Source organism: Lacisediminimonas sp., assembly GCF_030645335.1.
GTDB lineage: Bacteria > Pseudomonadota > Gammaproteobacteria > Burkholderiales > Burkholderiaceae_D > Lacisediminimonas.
The window spans coordinates 1-19,917 of record NZ_JAUSNH010000184.1 but is presented as its reverse complement, the minus strand read 5'-3'; the positions used below and the strand labels follow the sequence as shown (position 1 = coordinate 19,917).

18 protein-coding genes are annotated in these 19,917 nt (G+C 61.8%); 5 read left to right on the top strand and 13 right to left on the bottom strand.

The window, feature by feature from the left end; genetic code table 11:
• The 13 genes from Q7T64_RS13025 to Q7T64_RS12965 all read right to left on the bottom strand — a co-directional run.
• The coding region (locus Q7T64_RS13025; RefSeq protein ID WP_304796309.1) for a helix-turn-helix domain-containing protein at positions 1-250 on the bottom strand (250 nt) is incomplete at its 3' end.
• 22 nt (positions 251-272) lie between these two features.
• On the bottom strand, positions 273-1,820 hold the full coding sequence (locus tag Q7T64_RS13020; RefSeq protein WP_304796306.1) for a class I adenylate-forming enzyme family protein: 1,548 nt from the start codon (positions 1,818-1,820) through the stop codon (positions 273-275).
• A gap of 119 nt (positions 1,821-1,939) precedes the next feature.
• Entirely contained in the window at positions 1,940-2,695 is a 756-nt protein-coding gene (locus tag Q7T64_RS13015) for an SDR family NAD(P)-dependent oxidoreductase (protein WP_304796304.1), read from the bottom strand.
• 146 nt (positions 2,696-2,841) lie between these two features.
• Entirely contained in the window at positions 2,842-5,196 is a 2,355-nt protein-coding gene (locus Q7T64_RS13010; protein WP_304796302.1) for a xanthine dehydrogenase family protein molybdopterin-binding subunit, read from the bottom strand.
• Positions 5,197-5,334: 138 nt separating this feature from the next.
• Positions 5,335-6,096 carry an N-acyl homoserine lactonase family protein gene (locus Q7T64_RS13005; protein WP_304796300.1) on the bottom strand — a complete coding sequence of 254 codons (762 nt, stop codon included), beginning with the start codon at positions 6,094-6,096 and terminating at the stop codon, positions 5,335-5,337.
• Positions 6,093-6,599 carry a (2Fe-2S)-binding protein gene (locus tag Q7T64_RS13000; RefSeq protein WP_304796298.1) on the bottom strand — a complete coding sequence of 169 codons (507 nt, stop codon included), beginning with the start codon at positions 6,597-6,599 and terminating at the stop codon, positions 6,093-6,095. The genes Q7T64_RS13005 and Q7T64_RS13000 overlap by 4 nt, the downstream gene beginning before the upstream one ends.
• 32 nt (positions 6,600-6,631) lie before the next feature.
• Positions 6,632-7,510 (bottom strand): xanthine dehydrogenase family protein subunit M, encoded by an 879-nt coding sequence (locus Q7T64_RS12995; RefSeq protein ID WP_304796295.1) that lies wholly within the window; start codon positions 7,508-7,510, stop codon positions 6,632-6,634.
• Between the two features lie 3 nt (positions 7,511-7,513).
• A complete protein-coding gene (locus Q7T64_RS12990) occupies positions 7,514-8,407 on the bottom strand; it encodes an enoyl-CoA hydratase-related protein (protein ID WP_304796293.1) in 894 nt (297 codons plus the stop codon).
• Positions 8,408-8,492: 85 nt separating this feature from the next.
• Positions 8,493-8,948, bottom strand: coding sequence for a thioesterase family protein (locus tag Q7T64_RS12985; RefSeq protein ID WP_304796291.1), 456 nt, complete (start codon positions 8,946-8,948; stop codon positions 8,493-8,495).
• A 354-nt stretch (positions 8,949-9,302) separates the two neighbouring features.
• On the bottom strand, positions 9,303-10,532 hold the full coding sequence (locus tag Q7T64_RS12980) for an AI-2E family transporter (RefSeq protein WP_304796289.1): 1,230 nt from the start codon (positions 10,530-10,532) through the stop codon (positions 9,303-9,305).
• Between the two features lie 184 nt (positions 10,533-10,716).
• Positions 10,717-11,859, bottom strand: coding sequence for an ATP-grasp domain-containing protein (locus Q7T64_RS12975; protein WP_304796287.1), 1,143 nt, complete (start codon positions 11,857-11,859; stop codon positions 10,717-10,719).
• 185 nt (positions 11,860-12,044) lie between these two features.
• Positions 12,045-12,293, bottom strand: coding sequence for a helix-turn-helix transcriptional regulator (locus tag Q7T64_RS12970; protein WP_304796284.1), 249 nt, complete (start codon positions 12,291-12,293; stop codon positions 12,045-12,047).
• Between the two features lie 220 nt (positions 12,294-12,513).
• The gene (locus Q7T64_RS12965) at positions 12,514-13,476 is read right to left on the bottom strand and encodes a cation diffusion facilitator family transporter (RefSeq protein WP_304796281.1); all 963 of its coding nucleotides are present in this window, start codon (positions 13,474-13,476) and stop codon (positions 12,514-12,516) included.
• 395 nt (positions 13,477-13,871) lie between these two features.
• Between Q7T64_RS12965 and Q7T64_RS12960 the strand changes: the two genes are divergently transcribed.
• From Q7T64_RS12960 to Q7T64_RS12940, 5 genes are all read left to right on the top strand, one after another.
• Positions 13,872-14,723: an amidohydrolase family protein gene (locus Q7T64_RS12960; protein ID WP_304796279.1), complete on the top strand. Its 852-nt coding sequence runs from the start codon at positions 13,872-13,874 to the stop codon at positions 14,721-14,723.
• Between the two features lie 229 nt (positions 14,724-14,952).
• Positions 14,953-15,939, top strand: coding sequence for a tripartite tricarboxylate transporter substrate binding protein (locus tag Q7T64_RS12955; RefSeq protein ID WP_304796277.1), 987 nt, complete (start codon positions 14,953-14,955; stop codon positions 15,937-15,939).
• Positions 15,940-15,953: 14 nt separating this feature from the next.
• Positions 15,954-17,006 carry a MaoC family dehydratase N-terminal domain-containing protein gene (locus tag Q7T64_RS12950; RefSeq protein ID WP_304796275.1) on the top strand — a complete coding sequence of 351 codons (1,053 nt, stop codon included), beginning with the start codon at positions 15,954-15,956 and terminating at the stop codon, positions 17,004-17,006.
• Positions 17,007-17,008: 2 nt separating this feature from the next.
• Complete coding sequence (locus Q7T64_RS12945) at positions 17,009-18,226, top strand: CaiB/BaiF CoA-transferase family protein (RefSeq protein ID WP_304796272.1); 1,218 nt, start codon at positions 17,009-17,011, stop codon at positions 18,224-18,226.
• A 194-nt stretch (positions 18,227-18,420) separates the two neighbouring features.
• Complete coding sequence (locus Q7T64_RS12940; protein ID WP_304796270.1) at positions 18,421-19,842, top strand: UbiD family decarboxylase; 1,422 nt, start codon at positions 18,421-18,423, stop codon at positions 19,840-19,842.
• Positions 19,843-19,917 lie beyond the last annotated feature (75 nt).

Below are 19,917 nucleotides of genomic sequence, written 5' to 3'. Positions count from 1 at the left end.
CAGTCAGGTGCTGCAAGCGCTTGGCCAGCGTGGTGCGCGGCAAGCCGAGCGAGGCCTGGAATTGCTCAAAGCGGCGGGCGCCGAAAAACGCCTCGCGCAGCACCAGGAAGCTCCAGGCGTCCGACAGGATTTCCAGCGTGCGCGCGACCGAACAGAACCGGCTGATCGACGGATACGACTTCACCGACGCATCGGGCTCGCCAGTGGCGGCCGATGGCGGCATGATCTCTGGAACCAGGGCGCGTTTCATGCGGGGCGAGGTGGAAAAGCGTTCAGTCCGATGCCAGTGTTTCCTTGAGCTTGAAGCGGATGATCTTGCCCGATCCGGTCCGCGGAATTTCGCTGACGATATGCACCGCGTCGGGCAGCTTGTAGGCGGACAGCCGCGTGCGGCAGTGCAGGACCAGCGCCTCGGCATCGACCGTCATGCCAGGGCGCGGCACCACGAACACCACCGGCACTTCCCCCAGGTGGCTATGCGGCGCGCCGACCACGGCGCAGTCGAGCACGGCGGCAAAGGCGCACACCGCTTCCTCGACCTCGGACGGTGCGATGTTCTGGCCGCCGCGGATGATGATTTCCTTCAGTCGTCCGGTAATGGTCAGGTAGCCGTTGGGGTCGCAGCGCGCCAGGTCGCCGGTGTAGTACCAGCCGCCGCGCAGCGCGCTGGCGGTTTCTTCGGGCTTGTTGTGGTAGCCGGCCATCAGGTTGGGACCGCGCACGATCAGCTCGCCCTCATCGCCTGGCGCAACGTCCTTGCCGGACAGGTCGACGATGCGGGTGGACAGGCCAGGCAGCGGCAAGCCGCAGGAACCCATCACCCGTGCCCCGCTCATCCAGTTCAGCGTCACCATGGTCGAGGTTTCGGTAATGCCGTAACCGTCGAGCAGCATCACGCCAAAGCGCTGTTCGAATTCAGTGTTGATCGGCCCCGGCATGATGGCGCCGGCCGACAGGCACAAGCGCAGCCCGGGGAACTTGCATGCCGGATCGAGCCGCGCTGCTTCCAGCAGGTAATGGAACATGGTCGGCACGCCCGGGAACACGGTGAACTGTCCCGATTGCAGCTGCGCCATGACGTCCGATGTGGAAAACTTTTCCAGGATGGTTTCGCTCGCGCCCACCGCCAGGATGCTCAGCACCGACAGATTCAGCGCATACGAATGGAACAGCGGCAGCGGCGACAGCACATGGTCGTTTTCATTCAGGCCGGCGATCGGCGCCCAGCAAGCCGCGCTGACCCACAACATGCCGCGCTGCGACAGCAGCACGCCCTTGGCGCGGCCGGTGGTGCCAGACGTGTAGATGATGAACGACGGCGTGTCGATGTCGTCCGGGTCGCGCGGCAGCGAGCGTGCCGGCTGTTCGCGCAGCGTCGCAAAATGCAGGCCGGCCGACGGCGCGCTGGCGCTGCCTGTCAGGACCAGGGTGCGCAATTGCGGATGGCGCGCCATCATCGCCGCCGCCAGCGCCGCCCGCTGCGGCGTGGTGATGATCGCCTTGCAGTTGGCGTCCTCGATGCGGTACATCGCCTCCGGTTCAGTGGCGTCGATGCTGATCGGCACTGCCACGGCGCCAGCGCGCACGATGGCCAGGCAGCTTTCCACCCAGTCCACCGAATTGGGCAACAGGATCGCCACACTGTCGCCGGGCTGTATGCCGGCGTCCTGCAAATGCCCGGCGAGATTGGCAGTGGCGGTATCGAGCTGCCCGTAAGTGACGGCAGAGCGGCTATCGCGATAGGCGAGCTTGGCCCCGCGCAATGCCGCCTGCTGGCGGATCAGTTGCGCCAGCGGCTTGATCAACTCGGTATGAATCATGGGTGTGTCTCCTGTTGCTGCGCCAGGGTCGGTGCCGGCTGTGCGCTGTCATGCAAAATCGATGCGGGTTGCTGTTGCTTGTCGCGCCGGACATGCATGCCGGCCGCAGGACAGCCGCATCAGACCATGCAGAAACCGCCATTCACGCTCAATACCTGGCCAGTGATCCAGCCGGCTTCTTCGGACGCCAGGAAAGCCACCGTCGGCGCCACGTCGGAGGGCTTGCCCAGGCGGCGGATGGCGTAGTTGCGCAGGATCTTTTCGCGGTTGGCATTCAGGAATTCCGGATCCGTATGCGGCGTCTCGATCAGGCCCAGCGACACTGCATTGACCGTGATGTTATTGCGCCCGAGTTCGCGCGCCAGCGACTTGCCCAGCGCGATGCCGCCGGCACGGGCTGCAGCACCCAGCGCAATGCCGTTCTCGCCGACGCGCGACGAGTCGCCCGCCAGCGTGATGATGCGGCCGCTGTTTTGCTTGATCATGTGCGGCGCGACAGCGTGGCAGGCGTGGATGGTGCCATACAGGCAGACGTCGATCTGCTTTTTCCAGGATTCCGGCGTGCTGTTGACGAAGCGCTCGGTGATCACGTTGCCGGCATTGTTGACCAGGATGTCGATACGGCCGAATTCGGCAATGATGGCAGCGACCATCGCCTGCACTTCTTCGTAGCTGCCGACGTTGGCCTGGTAAGCGCGCGCATTGCCGCCGGCCTGCTTGATTTCCTTGACCACCTCCTCGGCTTCTGCGGCGGAGCGGTTGTAATTGACGGCAACTGTTGCACCGTCGGCCGCCAGCGCCAGCGAAATTTCGCGGCCGACGTCACGGCCGGCGCCGGTTACCAAGGCTACTTTTCCATTCAAATTGCTCTTCATTACGATCTCCTGGCTATTATTGATCGGTGCAAGGCGCCCGGCTGTCCCGGCGGCGCTGCACCTGCTTGGTTGTTTCTTCCTGAATGCATCGTTTCACTGCATTTTCCTGCTGCATGGGCCGGCGTGCAAAGCCCGTCCAAACCGGTTTACTGCGCCGCCTGCACCAGCCGGAACAATCGATCCGGCGTCATCGGCAACTCCTTGATTTCAATTCCCAGCGGCAGCAGCGCATCCGACACGGCATTGGCGATCGCTGCCGGCGCACCGATGGTGCCGCCCTCGCCCATGCCGCGAAAGCCGCCCAATGTCGCCGGCGTGCCGCATTCGACATGCACCATCCGGATATCGGGTACCTCGGGTGCGGTCGGCACCACATAGTCGACCAGGCTGGCGCTCAGGATCTGGCCGCCTTCGTCATACACGACCTCTTCCAGCAAGGCCGCACCGATGCCCTGCGCCACCGCGCCATGCGACTGGCCGGCAACGATCAGCGGATTGATCATGCGGCCGCAATCGTCGGCCACGACATAATCCTTGACCCGGACCATGTAGGTCTCCGGATCAATTTCAACCACCGCGATATGGGTGGAAGAACTGGTGGTGCCCCACACCGGATCGTAGGAGCGGGTTTCTTCCAGCACTTCCACCGCATCCGCGGGCAGCTTGCCCATTTGCGCGTAGACCACGTCGGCAATCTCCGCAATCGTGATGCTCTTGCCGTTGTCGCGCGCTGTCGCCACGCTGTCGCTGATTTCGATATGCGACACATCGCTGCCCAGCAAGTGGGCGGCGATGCGCTCCAGCTTCCCGCGCAGGCCGCGTGCGGCCAGCGTGCCGGCGCCGCCGGCCAGCACTGCGCTGCGGCTGGCATAAGTGCCGGTGCTGTGCGATACCACCGAGCTGTCGCCTTGCACCACGCGGATGTCGCCGAAACTGGCGCCGAGTTCATCCGACACGATCTGCGCCAGCGTCGTTTCCAGTCCCTGGCCGTGGGAAGCAATGCCGAAGTAGGCGGTGACCGCGCCGCTCGGGTCGATGCGGATGGTTGAAATTTCGGACCCGGTATTGATCGGCATGCCGGGCGAGGCCGAGATGCGCGAGCCAATGCCGGACAACTCGGCATAGGTCGACACGCCAATCCCGACCCAGCGCCCTTCTGCGCGCGCGGCTGCCTGCATCTTGCGCAAGCCGGCATAGTCGATCGATTCGCAGGCTTGCTGCAAGCCTTCCTGGAAACCGGAGCGGTCCCACACCAGGCCGGGCGCGGTCTTGTATGGAAACTCATCCGGATTGACAAGATTGCGGCGGCGGATTTCAGTCACGTCCATGCCCAGCCGATGCGCCGCCATGTCCACCAGGCGCTCCATCACGAAGGTGGAAGTCGGCCGTCCGACGCCGCGGTAAGGACCGGTCGGCGCCTTGCATGTGGCCACGCCACGCACCCGGCCCAGGTAGACCGGCACACGATAGGGGCCGGGCATGAAGCTGATCACCTGCACCGGCTCCAGCCCTGCGGTCCACGGATAGATCGAGTAAGCACCGACATCGCCGATCACTTCGGCGCGCAGCCCGAGGATCTTGCCGTCTTCATCCAGCGCCAGTTCGGCGTCGACCGTTTCATCGAAAGCCTGGCTGGTGGAGGCCAGGTCTTCCAGCCGGTCGCCGGTCCACTTGATCGGGCGGCACAAGTGGCGGGCCAGCGCACATACCGTGATCTCTTCCGGATACAGCGAGGCCTTGCTGCCGAAGCTGCCGCCGACATCGGGCGCCACCACACGCAGCCGGTTGCCCGGTATGTCCAGCACCTTGACCAGCGCATCGCGGATCACGCCCGGGCTGCCGCTGGACGTGTGCAAAGTCAGCGCGCGCCGGCCCTGTTCGTAGTGGGCCGCGCAAACACGGTTTTCCATCGCCAGCGCCGTCTTGCGGTGGAAGCGGAAGCGCGTGCCCACCACGATGGGCGCGGCCGCCATCACGGCGTCGATATCGCCGCGCCGGAATTCGCGCTTGACCAGCACATTGGTGCCGGCCTCTTCATGCAGCAGCGGTGCGTCGGGCCTGGCTGCGGCCTCGACATCGACCAATGCCGGCAAGTCGTCGAAATCAATCGAAATCAGTTCGACCGCGTCCTCGGCGATATAGCGGCTGGTGGCGACCACCGCCACCACCGCCTCGCCGACGAAGCGCACCTTGCCGCGCGCCAGCGGATAGATCGAGGTTGGATGGTATTCCGGCATGCGCGAGGTGGCGCGCACCGGCTTGACCATGCCTTCCATGTCCGCCGCCGTGAACACGCCGATCACGCCCGGCAGCGCAGCAGCGGCGGCTGTGTCGATCGACTTGATCAGCGCATGCGCCTGGTCGCTGCGGCGAAAGGCAATATGCAACTGTCCCTTGACCTGCATGTCGTCGACATACGCGCCGTTGCCAGTCAACAGGCGCGGGTCTTCGGTGCGCTTTACGCGTTGCCCGACCAGTTTTGCTTTGGGTTTTGTTTCCATGTGCTGCGGTCCATCCTTGGTTGGCCCATCCAGTGAATCCGGATTCCGGAATCTGGCGCAATGCACGGGTCGCACGACCGACCTGGCACGCCTGCGGCGATTTCAGTCTCTTGTTTCAGTCAAAGCGCTGCATCGAAGCTAGTCGTAAAAGTCGACGCCGGTCCTGAGCGTTTGCCACTGCGCATCATCGTGACCGAACACGATGGTCGCGCCACTGGCTTCAATACGGCGCACTTCCTGCATCGACCTGGTGGACTGCTCGGCATCCCAGGTATTGCGTGGATTGGTGTCGCGCTCCAGGTTGCTGCGCAAGGCCACCGCGTCCGACGCCAGGAAAAATGCGCCCGACTTGTCCAGCGCAACCAGCGCCCCCGTCATGCCCGCCGTATGCCCCGGCACCGGCACCAGCACGATGCGGCCGTCGTTGAACAGGTCGCGCTGGCCGTCGATGGTTTCGATCGGCATCGGGTGCTTCCAGTCGGCTGGCAAATAACCACGCTGGTCGGCGTCCGGACCGGTCACGGCTTCGAGTTCGCGCGCGTGGCAGATCACGGTCGCTTTCTTGAAGAACTCATTGCAACCGCAATGGTCGGTATGGAAGTGCGAGTTGACGACGACGTCGATATCATCCGGCGCCAGGCCGACCAGCTTGAGTTGGTCGATGAGATTTTCTTCCGGCCTGGAAATCTGCACCAGCGCGCGCGCCATCGGGCCCCAGCGCGCTTCTGCATTGTCGATCGTGGACGGGTGGCAGCCGGTGTCGAACAGCACGTTTCCCTGCGGATGGCGCATCAGGTAACACGATACCGGCAGCTCGATGGTCTCCTGCCGCTCGGCCTCCGGCACATAGACGCTTTTCTTCATGCGCAGGCGCCCACCCGACAGCACGTGCATTTTCATTTGGTCTCTCCGGCGGCTGCGGCAGCGCCGTCGCGCACGCGGCGCACCGCTTCGACGATGTGGACATAACCGGTGCAGCGGCAGATATTGCCGGACAGGCCGTCACGGATTTCGTCGTCGGTATCCAGCGGATATTTTTTCAGCATGTCGGTGCAGGTCATCAGCATGCCCGGCGTGCAGAATCCGCACTGCAGCGCATGGCAATCCTGGAACGCCTGCTGCAAGGGATTCATGTTTTCCATGCTGCCCAGGCCTTCCACGGTCTGGATCTCGCAGCCGTGGGCCTGTACTGCCAGCATCAGGCAAGAGCGCATGCTGCTGCCGTCGACCATGATGGTGCAGGCCCCGCACACGCCATGCTCGCAACCGACGTGGGTGCCGGTCAGTCCCAGCGTATGGCGCAGGAAGTCGGCCAGCAGCAAGCGCGGCTCCACCACCTCGTCGTAGCGCACGCCGTTGACGACGACGCTGATTTTCAGCAATTCAATTGTTTGTTCATGCATGTCGGTTTCCCCTGCTTGTTGATGGCCTGGCCTTAGCCCTTGGCATTGGCTTGCGCCCGCTTCCAGGCGTCCTTGACGGCACGCCGGACCAATACCCCGACCAGATGACGCCGGTAATCTCCCGACGCATGCAGGTCGCCGTCGGGCTGCACCGAATTGCGCACCGCCGCCACCACCGCATCGAGCGACTGCTCGTCGCAGGCCTGGCCGTTCAGTACGGCCTCTGCGTCCGGCAGGCGCATCGGCGTGTCGCCCACGCCCATGACACCTATGCGCACTTGCGCCGCACGTCCCTGCTCTTGCGTCAGGATCACGCCGACCGCAGCCAGTGCATAGTCGCCCGGGCGGCGCGCCACTTCCTCGAAGGCCCAGCCGGCGCCTGCGGGCAAGGCCGGCAAGCTGATTTCAGTGACGATCTCGTCTTCCTGCACATCCGAAGTCAGCGCGGCAAGGAAAAAGTCGGCAGCGTCGATCACCCGCTTGCCGCGCGGCGACACGGCCGTGATGCGCGCCTCCAGCAACAGCATCATCATCGGCAATTCCGCTGCCGGATCGGCATGCGAAATACTGCCGCCGATGGTGCCGCGGTTGCGGATCGCCAGGTGGGCGACATGCGCCATCGCTGCACTCAATACCGGGAACAGGCGCTTGACCAGCGACGATGTTTCCAGGGTGTGGTGCCGGGTCAGCGCGCCGATGCGCAAGCCACCTGCCTGCTCTTCCAGGAAATCGAGTTCCTTGATGCGGTTGATATCGATCAGCAGCGCCGGGCTCACCAGGCGGAAGTTCATCATCGGCATCAGGCTCTGGCCGCCGGCGATGATCTTGCCCTCGCCCGCAGCCGCCGCCAGCGCGGCGATCGCCTGCTCCAGCGTGGCCGGGCGAACGTAATTGAATTGTGAAGGCTTCACGTCTTACTTCCCGAGGAAAACCGGCTGGCGTTTTTCAACGAATGCCTGCCGGGCATTGCGATAGTCGTCGCTGCCCACCGCACGCTGCACGACATGGTTGACCTGCTCGTCGGTCAGCACGCCCATACCCATCGCCAGGCCATTCAGGATCACCTTGGTGCCGGAAATCGTCAGCGGTGCGTTGTCTGCCATGACGGCGGCAAACGACTGCGCAGAACGCATCGGATCGGCGGCCATGCGGTCCAGGAATCCCATGCGCACTGCCTCGGCAGAACCGAATTTCATGGCGGAATACAGGATGCGTTTTGCGTTGGAAATGCCCACCAGCGAGAACAGGCGCTGGGTGCCGCGCACGCCGTAGACGATCGACAGCCGCGAAGCCGGGATGCCGAACTGCGCTTCAGGCGCGGCGAAACGAAAATCGCAGGACATCGCCAGGTGGCAGCCGCCGCCCATGCAAAATCCATTGACCACGGCAATCGTTGGCTTGGGCGTATTGGCGATGGCGTCGCAGCAATCGTCCACCGCGACTTCATACTCGTCGCCCTGCTCCACGGTGGCGCGCACGGTGGCGAATTCGGAGATGTCGGCGCCGGCGCAAAAGTTGCCGCCGGCCCCGGTCAGGATGATGGCGCGCACCTGCGGGTCCTGGCCCAATTCGGTGAATATCCGGGCCAGGTCTTTCCACATCGCCAGTGACACGCAGTTGCGCATCTTCGGACGGTTCAGCGTCACCACGGCCGCCTTGTGGCCCGGCCCTCCTGAATCCCGCGCCGTGCTGATGGCGGCAATCGCGGCGGCCGCCGTCGTGTCGTTGAGCTCCCAACCGGGTTCTTCCACCACGTCCACCAGCGTCACGATGATGTGATCGTTGCCGCCCTGTGCGCCATATTCCATTATCTCGTTCCTGTCATTGCGTTATTCGGATGCATCATTTTTTTCGTGCGCCATGCGGGCCCAGCACCGCCTGCGCAGCTGCTCATCACGCCGGGCCGGCGTCGGACACCCGCAGCGGCGCCAGCGCATTGCCGAAATCATCGGGCAGCCGAACCGGCCGGTTCGATTCGCGATCGACATAAACGTGTACGAAATGCCCTTCCGCCGCGGCCGATTGCTCGTCGTTGCGAAACACGCCAAGCTCGTAGCGCACGCTGCTGGTGCCGACATGGCCGACCCGCACGCCCACATGCACCACATCCGGAAACGCCAGCGAGCTGTAATAGCGGCATTGGGTCTCGACCACCAGCCCGATCACCTGCGCCTTGACCGGGTCCAGCACACCCTGTTCGATCAGGTACTGGTTCACCGCCGTGTCGAAATAGGCGTAATAAACGACGTTATTGACATGGCCGTACATGTCGTTGTCCATCCAGCGCGTGGCGATCTGGCAGAAATGAAAATAGTCTGCGCGCGTTGACGGCGGTGTCCTGGCGTTCATGGCGGGATGGCTCGGGGGCGAATGAATGGATCGGCGGGAACCGTCACGGATAGTCCACAACAGTCACTTGCATAACTAAACTATACACAGCCCAAATGCCCTTGGCAAGCCACGACTTTTCCGCTGAGCCCTTATGAAACAGGGGCAAATGTTGTCCTGCCTGCGCTATCAATGTGAAATTTCATAAGTGGACTATTGATCGCAGCCTGGTGCGATGTTTGGTACGGCAGCGTCCTGGCCGCCCCCATTTGGGGGGTGTCAAGCAGGGCAGGCACCAGGAGGCCGATGCAGCCTTGGCGGGCCGCGCCCTCAGGGTGGACGCCGACAGGCAGCAGGACTTGCGGATGGCCCGATCTACAATCCCTGGCCAGCCTGCTTGTCCTGCGCCTCGCTCTCTTCTTTCTTGCGAATGTTGGACATGTTCAGCGCGACAGCAGCGGCCTGCTCGGCCGGCATGCCCTCGGTACGGCGCGCATATTCCTGCTCGCTCTCTTTGTCCGCCGCCATGATTTGGTCCCCTTCGGCCGACGTCTCCTCGCCCGGCAGCTCGACCCGCATTTCATCGATCAGCATCAGGATCGCGGCCGCCACCGGCAAGGCCAGCAATGCGCCGACGATGCCGGCCAGGGTACCACCGGCGATCAGCGCAAACAGCACCACCGAAGACGGCAGGCGCAACGCCCGCCCGTACACCATTGGCACCAGCACCCTGCTTTCGAACTCTTCGTAGGCGAGCATCGCTACGAACACAATGGCGACAATGACCGGCCCCTTGACCAGCGTCGCCAGCACCGCCGGTCCCATGGTCAGGAAAATGCCGATGAAGGGCAACACATCGGCGATGCCGCCAAATACCGACAGCGCCAGCGCATTCGGGACCCCACACGCGGTCAGCAGGATAAACATGAACCCGCCCATCATCAGGCAGGTCACGACCTGTCCGCGAATATAGCCGCCGACAATCGTCTCCAGATTGATCAGGATGCGTGAAAAACGGATGTGCTCCGCGCGTGGTATCACGGCAAAGGCAGCGCCACGCAAGCGGTCGCGGTCGATCATGATGTAGAGCGCGAGGAAAAACGCACCGGCGCTATAGGCAACGACTTCCACCAAACTCTTGGAATAAGCCAGTACATGCTCCCCGGCATCCTTGATCAGCGCATCGTATTTCAGGTTGGTCAGGGCTTCGCCGAGTGATGCGGTCAGTGGCGAACCCATCAGGAATTCCGCCACGCTGCGGCGCAAGGCCGGTTCTTGCTCGACCAGGCTCTTCACCTGCTCTATCAGCGCTGGTATGGTCAACACCATCATCGCCAGGAAGGCCAGCGACAAGCTGCCGAAAACAATGGCGATACCGCCCCCGCGCCTGATTTTGCGCGCCTCCAGCCATGCCACCGCCGGACTGAAGGTGCCCACGATCATCAAGGCCACGACCAGCACCAGTACCACCGGCAACAGCTTGATGAACAGCCACGCGCAGAAAATCACCAGTGCGGCAATGATCATGCTTTTGGGGCGGATCTCGATACGGATCCGGCGCCGCGGCCGGACCGGCGGGACGCTCTTGCGGTATTCGACAGGCATGGGAATCTTCAAAAGGTGGGATGAGAGAGGGGCAGAGTGTACCCCTGCCCGGTTCGCTTGCCTTTCAGAGAATCAAGGGCGACGCACTCATCCTTCGCCTTCCTTGCATGCGACCAACGGAAAGTCATTTCAGTGATCGAGCCGGTATTGGCCGGGGAACATGTCTTGCCGCGGTATCACAGGCTCACAGCTTGGCAACGCTGCCGTGCTGGGGACCTCCGTTGATACGCAAAATTGCTTTCTTCTGGGCATACCGGACACAGCTATCCGACAGTTCCCTGCCGAATTGGCCGACAGAGTACAGGTCGAAAGTTTTTGCCCTGAACAAGCGGCCAAGGTAACCGGCGTCCATCACCAGATCCTTCCAGGATGACGGCTGCAGCACCGGATGGCGACAAGAGGCGCTACCTGTTGTCAGCCGGCGCACGCCAGATGTCGAGGCCAGGGGGGCGACACTCGCCGCAACGAAATTCAGGCCACAAACGACGGCGGCGGTAAGCGAGGCCCAATATCGCGGATTGGCTTCGATAAGGTAGACATTGCCCGTTCGCTTGTCGATACGGGCGTCGATATGCATCAGGCCGTGATACCCGCTTTGGCTGCAAATATTCGATGCCACCATTTCCAGATACGGGTTCGGCAGGAATTCGATCCGCGCTGCGACAACCCGCTGGATTGCAAATGCCGACACTTTGCCGTGATCAGCCAGCAGGCTCAGGTCGATGTCCGGGCCGTCGATGTAACGTTGCACGATCAGGGAGCTGTAGTCGTAGGCCGGGTTGAACAATATGTTCGCTTCGAAATCCTCCCGGCTGGTCACGATTTTCACGCCCATGGAGCCGGCCATGTTGGTCGGCTTGACGACGAACGGAACTGAAAACTCCTCTGCTATCGCCTCGTAGTCCAGCTTGTCCTTGGAACCGACAAAGCGCGTAGTCGGCACACGCAATCCATGCGCGGAACAAAACTGGTGGAATAGCCATTTGTCGTCGAACGTCTCCATGATTTCAGGTGCAGGGATCGGCGCAATGTCGACTTGCAGCTGCTGGTATACCCGGTGCACCAGCCGGACGCCGTCGCAGTCAACCGGCAACAGGATCGTGCCCGGACAGTCCTTGGCCAGGCGGTTCACCATGCCAACAAAAGCAAGGTCGCTTGGTCCATCAAAGCGGATCGCCAGCTTTTCGGTGCACAAGCTGGACCAGCGCATCGCATACGTTTCTTCGTCGCCGATCACTATTGTCTGCGCGTCGGTAAAGCTTCGTATTGCCTGCAGTACCGCAAGAACGACGTATTTGCTTTTCCCGACGACCAGAAAACGGTTCATATTTTCTCCGCTCATGCGCACGATTTACCCATGGGAAGAACTTACGCGCTGGAACAGATATTGAATTGACTTGCCGCAACGGGGTAGTTGGTGCGGCATACAGATCATGACGATGATCATTATGTCGAGCAGGCAATAGGCGCGTCCGCGGTGGCGCAAACGCAGGCATCCAGTTCATATCATGCTCATTGCTCCTCGCGTTGCGCCAGGGCGACCGCGGATGGCAATCCGCTCAGAATGATCTCTCCACCCAGCGCATCGATGACCCGCAGGACATTTTCAAGCCGCAAGGTGGGCTTTCCGGCTTCCAGATCAACGATAAATCGCACGCCAACCCTTGCCGCCAGCGCCAAGCGGGGCTGCGTCAGCCCGAGCTGCTTGCGGGCTGCACGAAGTACGTCGCCGAGTTGTTCAGGTGATCGAATGGATGGCATGGTCTTTTTGATTTCCCGTTCTGGAAATCATTGACCAAAATCTTTGGCCGGGCAAGGCATATTCCCGATCGGGAATTTTTCGCCGTTTTGCATGCACATCCCGCATAAATTTCCCGATCGGGAAATCTCGATGATGCGTAACTTTGCAGGCGCACTCAGTCCTGGCGACGCGGTAAATCATCGTGCATGGCTGTTTGCTGGAATCTCCTCAAACCGTCATTCAATCAGCCCTCACTGGCGACATGCCAGCCTGATGATCAAGATCCGGCCGCTTCCACGGATCCACATGGGTCAACAGGTTCAGTACCCGATGCCGCTGCATCACCCGCTGGCGCGCAATCACGGCAATATCGTGCCCGGCCTCGACAGAAATGGCGGCATCGACTTCGATATGCGCATCCACGACGATCATGTCGCCCATCTTGCGGGTGCGCACGTCATGCACGCTGTGCACGCCAGGCGTCTCTACCAGCGTACGGCGGATGGCGTCCACTTCTTCCTGGTCGACGGCGCGATCCATCAGGTCATGCAAGGCGTCCCAGCCAAATCCCCAACCCATCTTGGCCACCATCAGACCGACGATCAGTGCCGCAATCGGGTCCAGCATCGGATAGCCGGCCAGATTGCCGATGATGCCAACCGCCACCACCAGCGACGACGCCGCGTCCGAGCGCGCATGCCAGGCATTGGCCACCAGCATCCCGGACTTGACCCGCTTGGCCGCGGCCAGCATGTAGCGAAACAGTAATTCCTTTGAAACCAGCGCAACGCCGGCGATCCACAGCGCTGAAACGTGCACGCTCGCGATTGCGCCCGGATTCTCCAGCTTTTGCAGCGCCGACCACAACATGCCCGCACCGACCGTCAACAGCAACACGCCCAATGCCAGCGAAGCGGCGTTCTCGAAACGTTGATGGCCATAGGGATGGTCCTCGTCCGCCCCCTTCTTGCTATGGTGTCCGGCAAACAGCACGACGAAGTCGCCCAGCAGGTCCGACAAGGAGTGGATGCCGTCGGCAATCAGCGCCTGCGATTTGGAGAAAATGCCCACTGAAATCTGCAACGCGACCAGCACAATATTGACAACCACGCTGACCCAGGTGCTGCGCGCTGCGGCGCGGGCGCGTTCGCCGGCGCTGTGCTCGGCAATTTCATGCTCGTCGGGGAAATCTGCGAAATTCATTTTTTGACGGGACCTGGCGGTCCGACATGCGGAAACGGCAATTATGCAGGACTTGGGCGAATCGGTCTGGAACAAAAGCCCGGCCCCTTTTGCCCGGTCACAACTTCTTCCGGTTTTGGTGCTGTCTTGATGGCCGCCCCGATTTCCGGGATAGCTTTAGCGGCCGCACCCAGGGACCAAGCATCGCCCCTTATCGGCAAACCCAATAAGCGCGCCGCAAGTCTCATCGCGTTGCTGGTCAAAACGCTTCATGGTATATGTCCTGCAACCGCAGGATCGTCCAGGGCAGGCATCTTGTCGATCACACAAAATTATCATGCGGGTGAATACCAGTCCGTCCTTGCACCGCCAGATAACGCGGCCGCGGTGCATCAATTTTTACAACGAGCCGCATCATGAAAATCATCGACTTCCGCGTTCGTCCGCCACTCAAGTCCTTCGTCAACTGCGGATTTTTCAACGACACTACGGCGCCATTCGGATGGCATAGCGCACTGCCGCGCTCGGTCGGTGAGCGCTCCATTTCAGAGTTGCGCAAAGAACTGCAGCGGGCTGGCGTTAGCGGCAGCGTGGTGTGGGGTCGCATGACCCACGACCCCAAAGTCAGCTCCACCAATGACGACGTCGCCGCCATCCTGCACGAACACCAGGACTTGTTCCTCGCCGGCTTTGCAGGCCTGTGTCCGGCGCCGGCAAAAATCCGCGAATCGATGGATGAACTTGAGCGCGTCATGAAGATGCCGGGCATCAAGGGCATTACCCTTGAACCCGGCTTTGGCATGCGCCCGATGACCAGCGCCAACGATCCGATCCTGTATCCGATCTACGAGCGCCTGCAAGAAATGAACGGCATCCTGGCACTGACCATCGCCCGTGGCAGTCCGCGCGAACAGACACTGACGCATGCCGATCCTGAAGGTGTTGACCGGGTCGCGGCAAATTTTCCGGACTTGAAAATCGTTGTGTCGCACGCGTTCTGGCCATGGGTCGAGCAAAGTTGCGGACTGGCGTTTCGCCGTCCCAATGTGTACTTGCAGCCCGACCTGTATGGCATGGGGATGCCAGGCTACCTGCATTGGGTGGAGGCTGCCAATTCCTTTCTTGCTGACCGGATGATATTTGGCAGCGCCTATCCGTTCCTCGGCGTCGAAGCCATCGTCGAGTCCTACCTGCAACTGCCCTATCGTCCCAGCGTGATGGAAAAAGTCATGGGCGGCAATGCATTGCGCCTGCTGGGCATGGAATAAGCCGCAGCCTGGTTGCCCATTCGATCGGCAAATGCAAACGAGCAGTAGAGTAGTGAAGTCGGAAAGTAAAGTTGAATCAGCAAAGCGCCGTCAGAGCGCACCGAACAACAAGATCAAGGAGACCATCATCAAAGCGCATCACACCTGATTCTCGTCAGCCGGCCACAGGCCATTCCCGTCATGCCCATTACCTGAACCTGAGCTTGAATCCGTCAACGAGGAGCTTTACATGAAACGCACACTTGCAGGCATCGCCGCCACATCGATCGCTGTCGCCCTCTCGGCCGTCGGCATCGCGCCGCTGGCACATGGCCAAAACGCTGATTTTCCAAACCAGGCCATCACGCTGATCGTTCCATTTGCGCCCGGCGGCAGCACGGACATTGTCGCCCGGCTGTTGGGCAAGGAAGTCGGCACGCTGCTGGGTCAATCCGTCATCATCGAGAACAAGGCTGGCGCCAATACACTGATCGGCACCCAGCAGGCGCGACGCGCCAAGCCCGACGGCTATACCCTGGTGATCGCCACCAACGGCCATACCAGCAACCCGGTGACCAACAAGAATGCCAGCTACGACGCCATCAAGGATTTTTCACCGGTGGTGCTGGTGGGCTCCACACCGAACCTGATCGCAGTGAACAAGAACGTGGGCGTGCGCACCCTGCCTGAGCTGGAAAAACTGGCACGTGAAAAAGGCAAGTTCCCTTTTGCCACCGCAGGACAGGGCACGCCGCAACACTTCACCGGCGAACAACTGAACCAGCAAGCCAAGCTCAAGCTTGAGCATGTCGCTTACAAGGGCGGCGGCCCGGCAGCTGCCGACGTGATGGCTGGCCACGTGCCGATGCTGATCACCGGTTTGCCGCCAGCACTGCCGCTGGTCAAGGCCGGCAATATCATCCCGATCGCCGTCACCAGCCTGAAGCGTTCGCCCGTATTGCCTGACGTACCGACAGTGGCGGAATCAGGCCACCCCGGATTCACTTCCACGTTCTGGTTTGCGATCCTGGGACCGACCGGCATGCCGCCGGCCGTCGTGGCCAAGCTTAACGGCGCATTCAACCAGGCGCTGAAAAACCAGGACCTGCGCACGCAGTTGATGTCGCAAGGCGTAGACCTGGCTGGAGGTTCGCCACAAGAACTGGCGAGCTTCCTGCAGTCTGACGTCGACGGACTGCGCAAGCTGATTGCCGCCGCCGGCATCCAGATCAATTAATGGAGTAACTGCATATGAACAATGCAACCCCCGTCGTGGCGGACGGGACCCTGCCGGTCTTGTCCAAGGGCTGCTATACCAGCAGCCATCTGGTGCGCTGGTGCGCCGCGCAGCAGAACTGGGACAAGATCCATTACGACGAAGGCTACGCCAAGCACACTGCCGGCATGCGCGAGCGCGTGATCAATGGCGGACTCAAGCAACACTTCCTGACACAATTCATTGCCCAGGCGTTCGGGTCCGCCGCACCCGTGCCCAGGCTCGGCTACAACTTTGCCGGGCCGGACTTCATCAATGAATCGCTGGAGGTGCGCGGCCGCATCGAGCGCGAAAGCGTGCTGGACGGCCAGCGTTGCCTGCACCTGGCGCTGGAAATCTGGAACCTGGAGCAAGACAAGGCGAACACCACTGCCACTGCGCTGGTGCTGCCCGATGCTTGCTGGGGATTCGACCAGCAGACAAGCGTACCCGCCCTGCCCGCAGGACTGGCGCTGGATGAATCCGTTGCCGAGCCCGATCCGGCAGCGCCCGACTTCATCAACGCCCTGCTCGGGCGTGAAGTCGAAGCGGTCGAATCGCAGTACCCGCTGGACATGAGTCGCCTGCGCCTGTTTGCCGACGCCGTCGGCGGTTTGGCGCCACTGCACTTTGACATCAAGGCCGGTCGTGACAGCTTGTTTGGCGGCGTGGTGGCGCCGCCCTTGTTCCCGATCCATGCATTGGAAGCCACACCGGGGTCGCTGCCGCTATCGACGGACCTGGCTGCAATGGGCCGTGAAGCGGTCAACGAAGTTGGCCGAAATTTCAGCCGGCGTTTCGGCTTTCCCGGCAGCGGCATGGTCAACGGTGGCAACGAGGTAGAGATCCACTCCTTGTTGCGCGCAGGAGAGACCGCGCGCGCTACCAGTACCCTGGTCAGCGCCCGGATCAAGGAAAGCCGCGCCAGCGGCAAGATGCTAATGACTGTTTCACTCAACAGCTATTTCACGCTTGGCGGGCGACTGCTGATGAAGGAAAGGCAGACCATCATTTACCGAAATTTCGATAACGTTGGGAATGGGAACTGAACATGAAAATATCACCGGGCGCACTGTCCCGCTTCAAGGTGCTGGAGCTGGGCTCCACCATCGCCGGCCCGTTTTGCGGCCGCCTGCTGGCTGACTTCGGCGCGCAAGTCATCAAGATCGAAGATCCGGCCGGCGACGTCATCCGGACCATGGGCGAAAGCTTCAATGGCAAGTCGCTGTACGCCGCCAGCTTGCTGCGCAACAAGTCCACCGTGTCGGTGGATTTACGCACCACCGAAGGCCGGCAAGTCGTCAAGCGGCTGGCCACGCAATGCGACGTGCTGATCGAAAATTTCCGTCCCGGCACCATAGAAAAATGGGGCCTCGGTTATGAGGAGCTGGCCAAGGAAAACCCGAAACTGGTAATGGTCCGCATCAGCGGCTTTGGTCAGAGCGGCCCCTATAGCAGCTGGCCTGGCTACGGCATCATCAGCGAAGCGACCAGCGGCTTGCGCTCGCTGACGGGTGATCCGGACCGTCCGCCGTCGCGCATGGCGACAGCACTGACCGACTACCTCACCGGCCTGTACGGCGCATTCGGCGCACTGGTGGCCTTGCTTGAGCGTGAGATGTCGGGGCAAGGACAAGTCATCGATGCGGCCCTGTCGGAAAGTGCATTCAGCTTCATGGAGCCGTTCGTGCCGGCATATGAAAAGCTGGGCGTGGTGGCCAACCGCGCCGGCTCCAAACTGCCTGGCGCTGCGCCCAACAACCTGTTCACCACCGGTGACGGCGATTTCATCCACATCGCTGCCTGGCACGACACGCTGTTCCGGCGATTTTGCAGCGTGATGGAACGCCCCGACCTGGCCGACGACGAGCGCTTCAAGAACCTGCCCGGCCGCGTCAAGCATTCCAATGAACTTGATGACCTGATCGCCGCCTGGACCGGCAGCTTGCCTCTGGATGTGCTGGAAACCCGGCTGCAAGACGCGGGAATTCCGGCCACCCGGATATTCACGATCGCCGACATTTTCAAGGATCGCCATTACAAGGCACGTGAAGCGCTGGTAGCCGTGCCCGATGCATCGCTCGGCGGCAGCGTCACCCTGGCCGCACCCGTGCCCAAGCTGGACCGCACGCCCGGAAAAATCAATCACGCCGGGCGCGAGCATGGACAGGACACACGCGCGGTACTGATGGAAGTGGGCGGATACTCGTCAGAGGAAATCGACGCGCTGGTCAAGCAAGGTGTGGTGCAGGAGAGCAAGACGAGCTGAAGCACTGCCGGGGCGTGACCGGGATTCATACTCGTTACGCTTCAGGCCGGACCGGATCGCGCCCTTGACAGGGCTTGGGCAGGCAAGTGACCATGCATTCGGCCGCGGTTCCGGGGCCCTGCGTTAACTGCCCTTTCGTCCTTCCCTGTGCCCCTGCGTTGCAGCTTGAATACTTGTGTCCAGACACCCGAAAAATGACCACGAAAACCACCTTCAGCCCGTCCGATGCCAGCCCGCCGCCAGGCCGCCCGATCGACCGCGACCTGCGCGACTACCTTGAGACCAACCAGGATATCGTCACGCGTATCGTCAAGCCGGTCAGCCTGCGGGATGTTGGTGCGCTGACTGCCCAATCGCAGGATCCGATCGTGTTCGAGAACATCATCGAACGCCCGGGATTCCGCATTTGCGACATGCTGGTACGCAACCGAAAGTCACAGGGACGTGCACTGGGCGTGGACGCCAAATTGTTCCTGCCGACGCTGGCATATCGGCTACGCAAGCCGCCACGCGCATTTGTCCATGTCAGCAATGCGCCGGTCAAGGAAGTGAAATGGCTGGGCGACCAAGTCGACCTGAACAAGCTGCCGATCCCGTTCCACAAGGAAGGCGACGAGCAGCCCTACATCACGGCGATGAACATCCTGCGCGACCCGGAAACCGGCTTTTATAACTCGGGCCATGCAGGCACCACGGTCACCGGCCCGCGCGAAGCGCTGATCAGCTTCGCCACGCCGCATTCACTGCGGATCATGAACAAGTACCGGCAAATGGGCGCCAGGGAAATGCCGATCGCGATTTGCGTGGGCGTTCCGGCGGCTTACGAAATCATGGCGAATTTCTCCGGCCTGCACCTGGACCAGTGGGGCGAGATGGAAATGACCGGCACCATCATGGACCAGGATATCGAGATGGTCGCCTGCGAAACGATCGAGCTGTCGGCGCCGGCCCGGGCGGAAATGATCATTGAAGGATGGGTCAGCTTGTCTGAACTCGGCGCCACCGGCGCGGTGACGTCGCCGTCGATGCTGCGCTTGCCGGCCCATGAAAACATTCCGCGCCTGCGCGTGACTGCCGTCACCATGCGCGGCGACCGTCCGATCTGGCGCAATCACCAGACCACGCCCCAGACCGACCACCAGACCCTGCCGCGCCTGTGCCATGAAGCGATGTTGTACAACAGGCTGCGCGAATTGGGCCTGGAAGTCGGCGACGTGCAATTCCCGACCTGGGGCGCGGCGCTGTCGGTGCTGATGTCGTTCGACTATAAATGGGAAGGCTTCGTCAACGACGCCTTGATGATGGCAATGGGCGCGCCCTGGCTCAACACCAAGCTGGTAGTGGCGCTCAGCCCGGACACAGATCTCTCCGACCCGGCCGAGGTGTACCAGGCAATCGCCACCCGCGCCGACCCGGCACGCGACTATGTGATGGTGCCGACCACGCGCGGCTCGCCATACGATCCGTCGGCAATGCCGCTACCGGACCATTATCCGTTCCGGCTGGTGGGGAAAATGGGGATCGATGCAACCCGGAAAAAGCGGCACAATGCGGCCGATTTCGATCGGGCCTGGCCGATGAACTGGGGAAAGGTACGGCTGGAGGATTATCTGTGAGGGTGAGGCGGGGAAGTCAGCCTGGCGGCGCGCTCAATAAACCGGCGGCGCAATCACCCACACCACGACAGCATC